Raw genomic sequence first — 12807 nt, 5'->3', positions numbered from 1 at the left:
GGAACTGGGTGCGTTTGGGACTGTACGGAGGTCGACTTGGACAAAAATATGAAAATCCTCATCGTTGATGATTTTTCAACGATGCGACGGATCATCAAGAATCTCTTGCGTGACTTGGGTTTCACCAATACCGCAGAAGCCGACGATGGTGTCACCGCGTTGCCGATGCTGCAGAGTGGCAGCTTCGACTTTCTGGTGACCGACTGGAACATGCCCGGTATGACCGGTATCGACCTGTTGCGTGCCGTACGTGCCGATGAGCGCCTCAAGCATCTACCGGTATTGATGGTCACTGCCGAAGCCAAGCGGGATCAGATCATCGAGGCCGCTCAGGCCGGGGTGAATGGTTATGTAGTCAAACCGTTCACAGCCCAGGTGCTGAAAGAAAAGATCGAGAAGATCTTTGAGCGGGTCAACGGCTGATGTCTGCCGCGAGGGCGCTATGGAACACGATGATTCGCAAAGGGACGACCTTGAGTCGACCCTGAAACTCAATGCTCGCCAACTGGTCGACAGCCTGGAAAACGGCAAGTTCGGTGAAGCGGTCCAACTGATCAACGATCTCAATAAATTGCGCGACCGTGGCCTGTACCACGAAGTCGGCAAATTGACGCGGGAGTTGCACAACGCCATCGTCAACTTCCAGCTCGACCCGCGGGTACCCCACGCCAAGGAAGTGTCGCAGATCGCCGATGCGACCGAGCGTCTGAACTACGTGGTGACGATGACCGAGAATGCGGCCAATCGCACCATGGACCTGGTCGAAGAGAGTGCCCCGCTGGTCAACGACCTGGCCAGCGAGGCGCAGAGCCTGAGCGCCGAGTGGGCGCGTTTCATGCGTCGCGAGATAGGCGCAGATGGCTTTCGCGAGCTGGCCAAGCGGATCGAATTGTTCCTCGCCCGGAGCGAGCGCGACAGCGCCAAGCTGTCCGGCCATCTCAACGATATTCTGCTCGCCCAGGATTACCAGGACCTGACCGGCCAGGTGATCAAACGGGTCACGCAACTGGTCACCGAGGTGGAGAGCAATCTGCTCAAGCTGGTGCTGATGGCCAGCCAGGTGGACCGTTTCGCCGGCATCGAGCACGATCACGAACAATTGCGCGCCGAACAAAAACAACAAAAAGAACCTTCCCACGGTGAAGGTCCGCAGATTCATGCCGATAAGCGTGATGACGTCGCATCCAGTCAGGATGATGTCGACGATCTGCTATCCAGCCTAGGATTTTAGGAGCACGTCTATGAGCTTCGGCGCCGATGAAGAGATCCTCCAGGATTTCCTGGTAGAGGCCGGCGAAATTCTTGAGCAATTGTCCGAGCAGTTGGTTGAGCTTGAAAGCCGGCCGGACGATATGAACCTGCTCAATGCGATTTTCCGTGGTTTTCACACCGTCAAGGGCGGGGCGGGATTTCTTCAGCTCAATGAGTTGGTGGAGTGCTGTCATATTGCCGAGAACGTCTTCGACATCCTGCGCAAGGGTGAGCGGCGCGTCGACTCGGAGTTGATGGACGTGGTGCTCGAGGCGCTCGATGCGGTCAATGGCATGTTCGGCGAGGTGCGTGAGCGCGTCGAGCCGACGGCGGCCACTCCCGAGCTGCTGGCGGCCCTGGCGCGTCTGGCCGAGCCCGCCGGGCAGGCAACCGAGGCGGCGCCGACTGTCGCCGCGGTCGAGGTCCAGGCGCCGGCGTCCGGCGACATCACCGACAGTGAGTTCGAGCAGTTGCTCGACGCGCTCGACGCACCGGTGGCGACCGTGGCCGATGCCGCGGGCGCCAGCGACGACATTACCGACGATGAATTCGAGTCGCTGCTCGATCAGCTGCATGGCAAGGGCCAGGCGCCCAAGGTGGTCAGCGCCCAGGTCGAGCTGAGCGCTGCCGCGCCCGCCGCTGGCGATGAAATCACCGACGACGAATTCGAGGCCTTGCTCGATCAGCTGCATGGCAAGGGGCAGTTCAGCCCGCCTGTCGAGGTTTCCGCACCGGTGCCTGCGCCCGCCCAGCAAGCCGCCGCGGCGAGCGCTGCTGGCGACGAGATCAGCGACGACGAATTCGAGGCGTTGCTCGACCAGCTGCATGGCAAGGGCAAGTTCAGCGAGCCTGCAGCGCCGGCCAACGCCGTCGCGGCGGCCACGCCGGTAGCCAAGCCTGCGGCCGCGCCTGCTCCGGCGAAAGCCGCCGCCACGCCGGCCGCCAAGGCCGAGCCGGCCAAGGCATCGCCCGCCGCGGAGAAAACTCCGCCGGCCAGCGAAGCGGAGACCACGGTGCGGGTCGACACCGCGCGCCTGGACGAGATCATGAACATGGTCGGCGAGCTGGTGCTGGTGCGTAACCGCTTGGTGCGCCTGGGCTCGAACAGTGGCGACGAGGCCATGGCCAAGGCCGTGTCCAACCTCGATGTGGTCACCGCCGACCTGCAGACGGCCGTGATGAAGACCCGCATGCAGCCGATCAAGAAGGTCTTCGGGCGTTTCCCGCGGCTGGTTCGCGACCTGGCGCGCAACCTGAAGAAAGAGATCAACCTGGAGCTGGTGGGCGAGGAGACCGATCTCGACAAGAACCTGGTCGAGGCGCTGGCCGATCCCCTGGTGCACCTGGTGCGCAACGCCGTCGACCATGGCATCGAAACCCCCGAGGAGCGCGAGGCCAGCGGCAAGTCGCGTGGCGGCAAGGTGGTGCTGTCGGCCGAGCAGGAGGGCGACCACATCCTGCTGTCGATCTCCGACGACGGCAAGGGCATGGACGCCGATGTATTGCGCGCCAAGGCGGTGGAGAAGGGCCTGCTGGACAAGGACGCGGCCGACCGCCTGAACGAGTTCGAGTGCTACAACCTGATCTTCGCGCCCGGCTTCTCGACCAAGACCGAGATCTCCGACGTGTCCGGCCGCGGAGTTGGCATGGATGTGGTGAAGACCAAGATTTCCCAGCTCAATGGCACGGTCAACGTGTTTTCGGTTAAGGGCCAGGGCTCGAAGATCGTGATCAAGGTGCCGCTGACCCTGGCGATCATGCCGACCCTGATGGTGATGCTGGCCAACCAGGCGTTCGCCTTCCCGCTGGTCAACGTCAACGAGATCTTCCACCTCGACCTGTCGCGCACCAACGTGGTCGACGGGCAGGAGGTGGTGATAGTGCGCGACAAGGCCCTGCCGCTGTTCTATCTCAAGCGCTGGCTGATCAGCAGCGCCGTTCATGAAGAGCAGGGCGAGGGGCATGTGGTGATTCTGACTGTGGGCAACCAGCGCATCGGCTTCGTCGTCGATCAGTTGGTCGGCCAGGAAGAGGTGGTTATCAAGCCGCTGGGCAAGATGCTGCAGGGCACGCCGGGAATGTCTGGCGCCACCATCACCGGCGATGGGCGTATCGCCCTGATTCTCGATGTGCCGAGCATGCTCAAGCGCTACGCGCGGCGCATCTGATTGTTTGCGGTGCCGGCTGCGGCCGGGCCGTTTGGGAGTGTGTATGGTTGTTAAGGTGTTGGTCGTGGACGACTCCGGCTTTTTCCGCCGGCGCGTGTCGGAAATTCTGTCTGCCGACTCGAATATCCAGGTGGTCGGCACCGCGACCAATGGGCGCGAGGCAATCGATCAGGCGCTGGCGCTGAAGCCGGATGTGATCACCATGGACTACGAGATGCCGATGATGGATGGCATCACGGCCGTGCGTAACATCATGCAGCGTTGCCCGACCCCGGTGTTGATGTTCTCGTCGCTGACCCACGAGGGCGCGCGCGTGACTCTCGATGCCCTCGACGCGGGGGCAGTCGACTTCCTGCCGAAGAATTTCGAGGACATCTCGCGCAATCCGGAGAAGGTCAAGCAGCTGTTGTGCGAGAAGGTGCACAGCATCGCCCGCAGCAACAGGCGCGGTCTGGGCTCGCTGGCGGCCGCCGCACCTGTGGCGAGCGCCAGCCCGCCGGGAAAGCCGGCGGCGGTCCCTAGCCTCGCTCGCCCGAGTGCCAGCGTGTCCGCGCCGGCGCCGAGTTCTGCGCCGGCTGGTGGCGCCGCGGTCAAGCGCAAAGCCTACCGGCTGGTGGCCATCGGCACCTCGACCGGCGGCCCGGTGGCGCTGCAGCGCGTGCTGACCCAGCTGCCCGCCAACTTTCCCGCGCCTATCGTGTTGATCCAGCATATGCCTGCCGCCTTTACCAAGGCCTTCGCCGAGCGTCTGGACAAGTTGTGCCGGATCAGCGTCAAGGAGGCCGAGGACGGCGACCTGCTACGCCCGGGGCTGGCGCTGCTGGCGCCGGGCGGCAAGCAGATGATGGTCGACGGCCGTGGTGCGATCCGCATCCTGCCGGGCGATGAGCGCCTCAATTACAAGCCCTGTGTCGACATCACCTTCGGTTCGGCGGCCAAGTCCTATCGCGACAAGGTGCTGGCTGTGGTGCTGACCGGCATGGGCGCCGATGGACGCGAAGGCGCTCGCCTGCTCAAGGAGGGGGGTAGCCAGGTGTGGGCCCAGGATGAGGCCAGTTGCGTGATCTACGGCATGCCCATGGCCGTGGTCAAGGCCAATCTGGTGGACGCGGTGTACAGCCTCGACGAGATAGGTCGGCACCTGGCCGAGGCCTGCGTGTAATGCGTCCTGCAGGGAGTGGGTCTGCATGGATGTACTGAGCCTAATCGGGGTCATCCTGGCATTCGTCGCCATTCTGGGTGGCAACTACCTGGAGGGCGGGCATATCTCGGCCCTGCTCAATGGGCCGGCCGCGCTGATCGTGGTGGGCGGTACCCTGGGGGCCGCCTTCCTGCAGGCTCCGGTCACTGTGTTCAAGCGTGCCCTGGTGATCCTGCGCTGGATTCTGCTGCCGCCGCGCGTCGACCTGGTGGGTGGTATCAACCATGTGGTCGGCTGGAGCCTGACCGCACGCAAGGAGGGCCTGCTCGGCCTGGAGGCGGTGGCGGATGCGGAGACCGATCCCTTCGCGCGCAAGGGGCTGCAGCTACTGGTCGACGGTGCCGAGCCCGAGGCCATTCGCAGCATTCTCGAGGTCGACCTCTACACCCAGGAAGGCCGTGACATTCAGGCCGCCAAGGTATTCGAGAGCATGGGCGGCTATGCGCCGACCATCGGCATCATCGGTGCGGTGATGGGCTTGATCCATGTGATGGGCAACCTCGCCGACCCGAGCAAGCTCGGCAGCGGCATCGCCGTGGCCTTCGTCGCCACCATCTACGGTGTGGGCTTTGCCAACCTGCTGTTGCTGCCGATGGGCAACAAGCTCAAGGCGATTGCGGTGCGCCAGTCGCGCTACCGCGAGATGCTCCTCGAGGGCATCCTGTCCATCGCCGAGGGCGAGAACCCGCGATCCATCGAAATGAAGCTGCAAGGCTTCATGGACTGACCAGGGGCGGTGAGCAATGGCACGGCGGCGTAACCATGAAGAGCATGAGAACCATGAGCGCTGGCTGGTTTCCTATGCGGATTTCATCACCTTGCTGTTCGCTTTTTTCGTGGTAATGTACTCGATTTCCTCGATCAACGAGGGCAAGTACAAGATTCTCTCGGATACCCTGACCGGCGTGTTCAATCAGCCGGATCGCTCGATCAAGCCGATTCCCGTCGGCGAAGAGCGGCCGCGGACCAGCGAGCCGGACCGTTCGATGGTCGATGAGCAGAGTCTGCAGACGAGTGCCGACTCCTTGCAGAGCATCGCCAATACCGTGCGTGAGGCGTTCGGCGACCTGATCGAGGCGGATCAGCTCAAGGTCCGCGGCAATGAGCTGTGGATCGAAATCGAGCTCAGTTCCAGCCTGCTGTTTTCCAGTGGCGACGCCCTGCCAAACAATGCCGCCTTCGACCTGATCGAGAAAATCGCCAAGATCCTGGCGCCCTATGACAACCCGGTCCATGTAGAGGGCTTTACCGACAACCAGCCCATTCAGACGGCGCAGTTTCCGACCAACTGGGAGCTGTCCACCGCGCGGGCGGCGAGCATCGTGCGTATGCTGGCCATGGACGGCGTCAATCCCGGACGCATGGCCTCGGTGGGCTATGGTGAGTTCCAGCCGGTGGCGGACAACGCCACCGCCGAGGGGCGGGCGCGCAACCGAAGAGTGGTGCTGGTGGTCTCGCGTAACCTCGATGTGCGCCGCAGTGTCAGCGGCGTCGGCAGCGCCAAAGCCACGCCCGACAGCGCCCTGCGGCGCGCTGGCACGCAACCTGCAGCGGCGCCTGCTGCACAGGCCCCGCAAGCGGGTGCCGTCAATCTCCCGTCGCCGGCCCTCTAGGGCGGCGCCTGTTCTCGGTAGGACCTGTGTCGTGCCGGGAGGATGAAGAACATGAGAGTCTGGGCAGTAGCCAATCAAAAAGGTGGAGTCGGCAAGACCACCACCACCATCTCCCTGGCCGGCCTGCTGGCCGATGCCGGCAAGCGAGTGGTAGTGGTCGACCTCGATCCCCACGGATCGATGACCAGCTATTTCGGCCATGACCCGGATGCGCTGGAGCACAGTTCGTTCGACTTGTTTCTGCATCAGGGCGGGGTACCCCAGGGGCTGCCCGGGCAGTTGTTGCTGCCGACCAGTCACGAGCGCATCAGCCTGCTGCCCTCGAGTACCGCGCTGGCGACGCTTGAGCGGCAGTCCCCGGGGCAGAGCGGCTTGGGCCTGGTGATCGCCAAGAGCCTGGCGCAGTTGTGGCAAGACTTCGACTATGCCCTGATCGACAGCCCGCCGTTGCTGGGCGTGCTCATGGTCAATGCCCTGGCGGCCAGCCAGCAGCTGGTGATCCCGGTGCAGACCGAGTTTCTCGCGGTCAAGGGCCTGGAGCGCATGGTCAGTACCCTGGCGATGATCAATCGCTCACGCAAGCAGGCGTTGCCCTACACCATAGTGCCGACGCTGTTCGATCGGCGCACCCAGGCTTCGCTGAGCACCCTGCGGCTGTTGCGCAATGCTTATCCAGAGCAACTCTGGCCGGCTTATATCCCAATCGATACGCGCCTGCGCGATGCCAGTCGGGCGGGCGTGACACCCTCGCAGTTCGATGCCGGCAGCCGTGGGGTGATCGCCTACCGGGCCCTGCTCAAGCACCTGATTTCACTGCAGCCGGCGGCTCAGGTGGCCTGAGGTGAGCCATCTGTTTGCGTCTAGCTGCTCAAGTCTGTCGCCGCTGCGGCCGATAGGCTATACAGATTCTTTTTTTGGGTTGTGTCTATGAGTCGTCCCGCCGCCATCGCCAGTCGTCCCCAGTTGGCCCTGCAGTCTTATCTGGACGGTCTGCTGCAGGAGGCTGCCGTCGAACTGGCCGAGACGGTCAGCGCGGATGAGTTCGAGGCCGCGGTGCGTGAAGAGCAGGCCCGCGACTCGGGGCGGCTGCTGCCTGCCGTCCAGGTTGTGCCGCTGGCGGTACCGAGCGTCGAGTCGCCGCGGCCGGCCGTGGTGGTCGCGCCGGTAGCCGAGGAGCCGCTCGTCGAGACGGTTGCGCTGGTCGAACCGGTCGCCGCCGAATCCCGGCCCGCTTTGCAGCTGGATGGCCGGCCGGAGTGGGCCCAGGAATCCTTCGAGTGCCTGCTGTTCGATGTCGCCGGCCTGACCCTGGCGGTGCCGCTGGTTTGCCTGGGCTCGATCTACCCGCTGGCCGGGCAGGAGTTGACCCCTTTGTTTGGCCAGCCGGACTGGTTTCTCGGCATACTGCCGAGCCAGGCCGGCAACCTCAAAGTTCTGGATACCGCGCGCTGGGTCATGCCCGATCGCTATCGCGACGACTTTCGCGAGGGCCTGCAGTATGTGATCTCCGTGCAGGGCTATGAGTGGGGGCTGGCGGTGCATCAGGTCAGCCGTTCGATTCGCCTGCAGCCGGACGAAATCAAGTGGCGAAGCCAGCGTGCCCAGCGGCCTTGGTTGGCCGGTACGGTGATCGAGCACATGTGCGCGCTGGTCGATGTGGCGGCGCTGGCCGAGCTGATTGCCAGTGGCGCGGCCAAACGCATGGTCAATGGTCAGCTGCGCTGAATACATGGGGGCGGGGCTGTGCGTGGCCCCGCAGCACGATTACAGTAACGACCGCGGGTCAACCGCGCCTGCCGCCGCGAGCGGCTCAAGACGAGGCTAGGACATGAAGAAGAGTTCTGCACAGGGTGCTGAAGACCCAATCCTGCAATGGGTGACCTTTCGCCTGGATAACGAAACCTATGGCATCAATGTGATGCAGGTGCAGGAAGTGTTGCGTCACTCCGAGATTGCGCCGGTGCCGGGGGCGCCGAGCTACGTGCTGGGCATCATCAACCTGCGTGGCAACGTGGTCACGGTCATCGATACCCGTCAGCGCTTCGGCCTGGATTCGGCGCCGGTCACGGACAACACCCGCATCGTGATCATCGAGGCCGACAAGCAGGTGGTCGGGATCATGGTCGACAGCGTGGCCGAGGTCGTCTATCTGCGTCAGTCCGAGGTGGAGACCGCGCCAAACGTCGGCAACGACGAGTCGGCCAAGTTTATCCAGGGCGTGTGCAACAAGAATGGCGAGCTGCTGATTCTGGTCGAGTTGGACAAGATGATGAGCGAAGAAGAGTGGTCCGAGCTGGAGAGCATCTAAGCCATGCTCGAGGTCGCGCTGGTCCTGCTCGCGCTGATCTGCCTGGGGCTGGTCGGCACCTGCGTGTGGCTGGCCATGCAGCAGCGCCAGGCGCAGCTGCTGCAGGCCGAGCGCGACGCGGCGCGCGACCAGCGGATCAAGGAGCTGGGCAGGCGCCTGGATACCTACCTGGCCGGTAGCGTGCGCATGGGCGAAGAGCTGCAGGAGTTGCGTCGCGTCGTCGCGCCGCTCCCGGACAAGCTGAGCCAGATCGAGCAGCGCGACCCCAGCAGCCTGTCCTTTACCCAGGCGGCGCGCCTGGTGGGGTTGGGGGCCAGCGTCGATGACCTGACCCAGTCCTGCGGCCTGAGCAAGGCCGAGGCCGAGCTGATCAGCAAGCTGCATGGCTCCAAATCGAAGCGATCCTGAGTGGATAGCCCCATAGCGCGGGGTTCTTAGCTCCAGCCTGCCGCGGTTAATTCGTTCCTAACAGGCCCCTCTTGGCTACCTAAACTGAATACAAGCGTTCTGACGCAGGTATTTGGTTATGCGTGCTTTGCTTGTTCTGCTGCTCTGTTCGGGGCTGTGGTTGCCCGTTCAGGCCCAAGAGGCTCCGCTGGTGGTAGAAGGCGCCATGACGATCAATGTGCTGCAGGCCAAGTACCTGTATGACCGCGGTGCGGTGTTCGTCGACATCAGGCCCTCCAGGGAGTGGGGCTGGGGCCATGTGCGCGGGGCCTTACACCTGGATCTGGACGAGCAGTTCGGTGCGCTGGCGCTGCCGCATTGGCCGCGGCAGATGCCGCTGGTCATCTACTGCGACAGCGAGGTTTGCCCGCAGAGTGCGCTGGCGGCAGAGCTGGCGGTCAGCTGGGGATACATGAGGGTGTTCTATTTTCGCGGTGGCTACTTTGCCTGGCAGCTCTTCGACTTTCCCCTGGGCAAGGGGCAGGCCGGCGCGGTGTCGTTGATCACCGAGGCGGACCACTGAGCAGCAGCTGCGCCGGGGGGGCGTCGTTCTGGCCGAAGCCGGGCGGGCATTTGCCCTTCAAGTGCCAGGCGAAGGCGATGATCTCGGCGATGCAGCGGTACAGTTGCTCGGGAATCGCATCGCCCAGCTCCAAGCGCGCCAGCAGGCGCACCAGTTCGGCATTTTCGTAGATGGGCACCTCGTAGTCGCGGGCGATCGCGAGGATCGCCTCGGCCAACTCGTCATCGCCCTTGGCGCTGAGCGTGGGGGCGTTGTGACCGTCGTAGGTCAGGGCGATGGCCTGGCGGGGGGCTGCTTTGTTCATGCGGTTTCGTCGATCCAGCGCTGTTCCAGGGAGGTTTTCGGGCCCTGCGGGGGCACGCCCTGGCTGCAGGCCAATTCACCAACCTGCAGGCCGACAGCGGTGAGGCGCTCGCGCAAGGTGCCCAGCTCGGCGTCGATCAGCTTCGCGGTCTGAGCCTGCTCGGCCCACAGCTGACCGGACAGGCTGCCGTGCGCCAGTTGCGCCTGCACCTGCAGCGGGCCGAGGGGCTCCAGGTCGAAGGCCAGTTCGACCCGCCAGAGCATGTCCTTCTGTTCATGCTTGCCGGCCTTGTGCGGTTCTTCGCGCTGTATCTTCAGCTGCAGGGGCACCAGTTCCTGCTGATTGCGCATCGGCACCTCCAGTTGCCAGGTCGTCAGCAGGCTGCCGTCCGGCCCCAACTGGCTCTGGGCCAGGCTGGACAGCTGGTGGGTCTGCAGGCGCGCCACGGCGGCGGCGGCCAGCTTCAGCAGGACCTCGAGATCGGCTTCGCCCTCCTGGTTCTGCAATAGTCTGGACGGCAGCGGAAAGCTCAGCGCGCGCTGGCGCGCATCGGCTTGCCCGAGCGAGCCCAGCAGGCCGCGGGCGAACGCCGGTATCGCCTGACCCAGGGCCGCGCTGGCATTGGCCGAGGCCAGGGGCGTGGCACTCGGCAGTCCGGGCAGCAGCTGGCTGACCAGGCGCAGCAGGTTGGCCTTGAGGTCCGTCGGCAGCGAACCGGCTTGGCCGCCAAGCAGCTTGCTCTCGAGAAACAACCCGCTGTTCTCCAGGGCCTGGCTCAGTCCTTTGGCGCTGCTCAGTTGCCCGGCGTCGGGCAGGCCGGCGAACAGCTTGTCGATGCTGCCGCGCAGACTTTCGCTCAGCTCGCCTTGCCCCTGCAGGCCCTGCAGGGCCTTGAACAGTCCTTCCAGCGAGCCCTGGCGATTCTGCTGGTTGGCCAGTTGCTGACTCAGCGCCAGTTGGTCCAGGCGACCGCTGAGGGGTAGGAAGTTCAGCGCCTGGCTGCCTTGCACCTGGGCGCTGAGCAGGCTGCCGACGGGCAGCGGCATGGGGGTTTCGAGCGCCAGCTTGCTGCCCGCCAGCGGCGTGTTCAGCAGGTTGACCACCACCCGGTAGAGTGTCTGTTGCGCCTTGGCGGTTGCCAGCTGCTCGCGGCTCACGACCTTGCCTTGCAGCAGGCTGCCGATTGGCAGTTGGTCCAGGTCCAGGCTGCTCATCAGCTTCTCGCCTCCGGCTTGCAAGGCCACCGCCAGGCGGGTTTCCGACAGGGCGGTGACGGCGACGCTGGCGCCCTGGGCCAGTGGCTTGAGGCTGCTGGCCTGCAGGGTGGCCTGGCGGCCATTGTCCAGGGTCAGCTTGAGCATGACCTGGAAGCTTTGCGCCTCCTGCTTGAGTGACACCACCTCGGCCGCGGCGGTCTCACCGCTGGCCAGCAGCCCCTGGAGCGGCTGCAGCAGCTTCAGCGCCAGATCATTGACCTGTACGCCAGCGCGAGCGCTGGGCGGCGTCGCTGGGAGAGGGCGTGAGCTGCTGATTTCGCTCATGGGCGGGTAACAACCTGTTGAAAATGCGCACTGCGAGGCGCCGGGGCCGGCATGTATAATGCCGCCCCGTGCGGGTCGGCCATGCGTCAGTATAGCGGCCGGTACTCTACCGACTTGAACAGCTTGCCAGGAATCCATGCCGTGACCAGCCCCTTTCTCGAAGCCGTGGCGCTCGCCTGTGAGCGGGACTGGCGCCTGTTGTTCGAGCGTCTGGACCTGCGCCTGGCGGCGGGGGACATGCTGCAGGTCTCCGGCCCCAACGGCAGTGGCAAGACCAGCCTGCTGCGCCTGCTCGCCGGGCTGATGCAGCCTACCGCCGGCGAGATTCGCCTGAATGGCCAGGCCCTGCATCGCCAGCGCAGCGAACTGGCCCGCAACCTGTTGTGGATCGGCCATGCGGCCGGGATCAAGGGGCTGCTCACCGCCGAGGAAAACCTCACCTGGCTGTGCGCCCTGCATCGCCCAGTTGGCCGTGCGGCCATCTGGCAGGCGCTGGAAGCCGTGGGCCTGCGCGGCTTCGAGGATGTGCCCTGCCACACCCTGTCGGCCGGCCAGCAGCGCCGGGTGGGGCTGGCCCGGCTGTACCTCGAGTCGCCGCCGTTGTGGATTCTCGACGAGCCCTTCACCGCACTGGATAAACAGGCCGTGGCCCAGCTGGAAAACCACCTGGCCGAACATTGCCGGCGCGGCGGCATGGTGCTCTTCACGACCCACCATGCCATGACGATCAAACCCGCCGGCTACCGGGAACTGGACCTGGGACAGCGTGCCGCATGAGCAGTGTCTTCAGCCTGCTGGTCGCCCGCGAATCGCGCCTGTTGTTTCGACGCCCGGCCGAACTGGCCAATCCGCTGGTGTTCTTCGCCATCGTCATCGCCCTGTTCCCGCTGGCAGTCGGACCGCAGACCCAGTTGCTGCAGAGCCTTTCTCCCGGGCTGATCTGGGTCGCGGCGCTGCTGGCCGTGTTGTTGTCGCTGGATGGGCTGTTCCGCAGCGATTTCGAGGACGGCTCGCTGGAGCAGTGGGTCCTTTCGCCGCACCCCCTGCCTCTTCTGGTATTGGCCAAGGTGCTGGCACACTGGCTGTTTTCAGGCTTGGCGCTGGTCTTGCTGGCGCCGCTGCTGGCGCTGATGCTGGGCTTGCCTGGCCGCTGCCTGCCGGTATTGCTGACTTCGCTGTTGCTCGGCACGCCGGTGCTCAGCCTGCTGGGCGCGGTCGGCGCGGCGCTGACCGTCGGGCTCAAGCGCGGCGGGCTGCTGTTGGCGCTGTTGATTCTGCCGCTGTATATCCCGGTGCTGATTCTTGGCAGCGGGGCGCTGCAGGCGTCGTTGCAGGGGCTGCCGGCCCTCGGTCACCTGTTGTGGCTGGCCAGCCTTGCCGCTTTGGCGGTGACCTTGACACCTTTTGCCATCGCCGCCGGTCTTACCATTAGCGTTGGCGAGTAATCTGGA

15 protein-coding genes are annotated in these 12807 nt (G+C 64.6%); 13 read left to right on the top strand and 2 right to left on the bottom strand.

The window, feature by feature from the left end:
- Window positions 1–48 precede the first annotated feature (48 nt).
- The 11 genes from AB5S05_RS13340 (at window position 49) to AB5S05_RS13290 (ending at window position 9511) form a co-directional block, all read left to right on the top strand.
- The gene (locus AB5S05_RS13340) at window positions 49–423 is read left to right on the top strand and encodes a chemotaxis response regulator CheY (RefSeq protein ID WP_369288015.1); all 375 of its coding nucleotides are present in this window, start codon (window positions 49–51) and stop codon (window positions 421–423) included.
- A gap of 19 nt (window positions 424–442) precedes the next feature.
- Window positions 443–1231 (top strand): protein phosphatase CheZ, encoded by a 789-nt coding sequence (locus tag AB5S05_RS13335; protein ID WP_369288014.1) that lies wholly within the window; start codon window positions 443–445, stop codon window positions 1229–1231.
- 10 nt (window positions 1232–1241) lie between these two features.
- Complete coding sequence (locus tag AB5S05_RS13330; RefSeq protein ID WP_369288013.1) at window positions 1242–3419, top strand: chemotaxis protein CheA; 2178 nt, start codon at window positions 1242–1244, stop codon at window positions 3417–3419.
- 43 nt (window positions 3420–3462) lie between these two features.
- Window positions 3463–4581, top strand: coding sequence for a protein-glutamate methylesterase/protein-glutamine glutaminase (locus AB5S05_RS13325; RefSeq protein ID WP_369288012.1), 1119 nt, complete (start codon window positions 3463–3465; stop codon window positions 4579–4581).
- 25 nt (window positions 4582–4606) lie between these two features.
- The gene (locus tag AB5S05_RS13320) at window positions 4607–5347 is read left to right on the top strand and encodes a flagellar motor protein (RefSeq protein ID WP_369288011.1); all 741 of its coding nucleotides are present in this window, start codon (window positions 4607–4609) and stop codon (window positions 5345–5347) included.
- A 16-nt stretch (window positions 5348–5363) separates the two neighbouring features.
- Complete coding sequence (gene motD / locus AB5S05_RS13315) at window positions 5364–6233, top strand: flagellar motor protein MotD (protein WP_369288010.1); 870 nt, start codon at window positions 5364–5366, stop codon at window positions 6231–6233.
- Between the two features lie 51 nt (window positions 6234–6284).
- Complete coding sequence (locus AB5S05_RS13310) at window positions 6285–7073, top strand: ParA family protein (protein ID WP_369288009.1); 789 nt, start codon at window positions 6285–6287, stop codon at window positions 7071–7073.
- An 87-nt stretch (window positions 7074–7160) separates the two neighbouring features.
- Entirely contained in the window at window positions 7161–7958 is a 798-nt protein-coding gene (locus tag AB5S05_RS13305; RefSeq protein WP_369288008.1) for a CheW domain-containing protein, read from the top strand.
- 103 nt (window positions 7959–8061) lie between these two features.
- Entirely contained in the window at window positions 8062–8541 is a 480-nt protein-coding gene (locus AB5S05_RS13300; protein WP_369288007.1) for a chemotaxis protein CheW, read from the top strand.
- A gap of 3 nt (window positions 8542–8544) precedes the next feature.
- Window positions 8545–8949, top strand: coding sequence for a DUF2802 domain-containing protein (locus tag AB5S05_RS13295; RefSeq protein WP_369288006.1), 405 nt, complete (start codon window positions 8545–8547; stop codon window positions 8947–8949).
- A gap of 118 nt (window positions 8950–9067) precedes the next feature.
- Window positions 9068–9511 (top strand): rhodanese-like domain-containing protein, encoded by a 444-nt coding sequence (locus AB5S05_RS13290; protein ID WP_369288005.1) that lies wholly within the window; start codon window positions 9068–9070, stop codon window positions 9509–9511.
- Here the strand turns inward: AB5S05_RS13290 and AB5S05_RS13285 are convergent.
- On the bottom strand, window positions 9492–9815 hold the full coding sequence (locus tag AB5S05_RS13285; protein ID WP_369288004.1) for an EscU/YscU/HrcU family type III secretion system export apparatus switch protein: 324 nt from the start codon (window positions 9813–9815) through the stop codon (window positions 9492–9494). The two genes, AB5S05_RS13290 and AB5S05_RS13285, sit on opposite strands and share 20 nt — an antisense overlap.
- Window positions 9812–11356 carry a flagellar hook-length control protein FliK gene (gene fliK / locus AB5S05_RS13280; RefSeq protein ID WP_369288003.1) on the bottom strand — a complete coding sequence of 515 codons (1545 nt, stop codon included), beginning with the start codon at window positions 11354–11356 and terminating at the stop codon, window positions 9812–9814. Before fliK ends, AB5S05_RS13285 begins: the two co-directional genes overlap by 4 nt.
- Window positions 11357–11497: 141 nt before the next feature.
- Between fliK and ccmA the strand changes: the two genes are divergently transcribed.
- The gene (gene ccmA, locus AB5S05_RS13275) at window positions 11498–12133 is read left to right on the top strand and encodes a cytochrome c biogenesis heme-transporting ATPase CcmA (protein WP_369288002.1); all 636 of its coding nucleotides are present in this window, start codon (window positions 11498–11500) and stop codon (window positions 12131–12133) included.
- Window positions 12130–12801: a heme exporter protein CcmB gene (gene ccmB / locus AB5S05_RS13270; RefSeq protein WP_369288001.1), complete on the top strand. Its 672-nt coding sequence runs from the start codon at window positions 12130–12132 to the stop codon at window positions 12799–12801. The genes ccmA and ccmB overlap by 4 nt, the downstream gene beginning before the upstream one ends.
- Window positions 12802–12807: the final 6 nt, after the last annotated feature.

The organism is Pseudomonas zhanjiangensis (assembly GCF_041027545.1).
Taxonomy (GTDB): Bacteria; Pseudomonadota; Gammaproteobacteria; order Pseudomonadales; family Pseudomonadaceae; genus Aquipseudomonas; species Aquipseudomonas zhanjiangensis.
The sequence above is the reverse complement of the archived record's forward strand: the minus strand, read 5'-3'. Positions and strand labels throughout refer to the sequence as shown.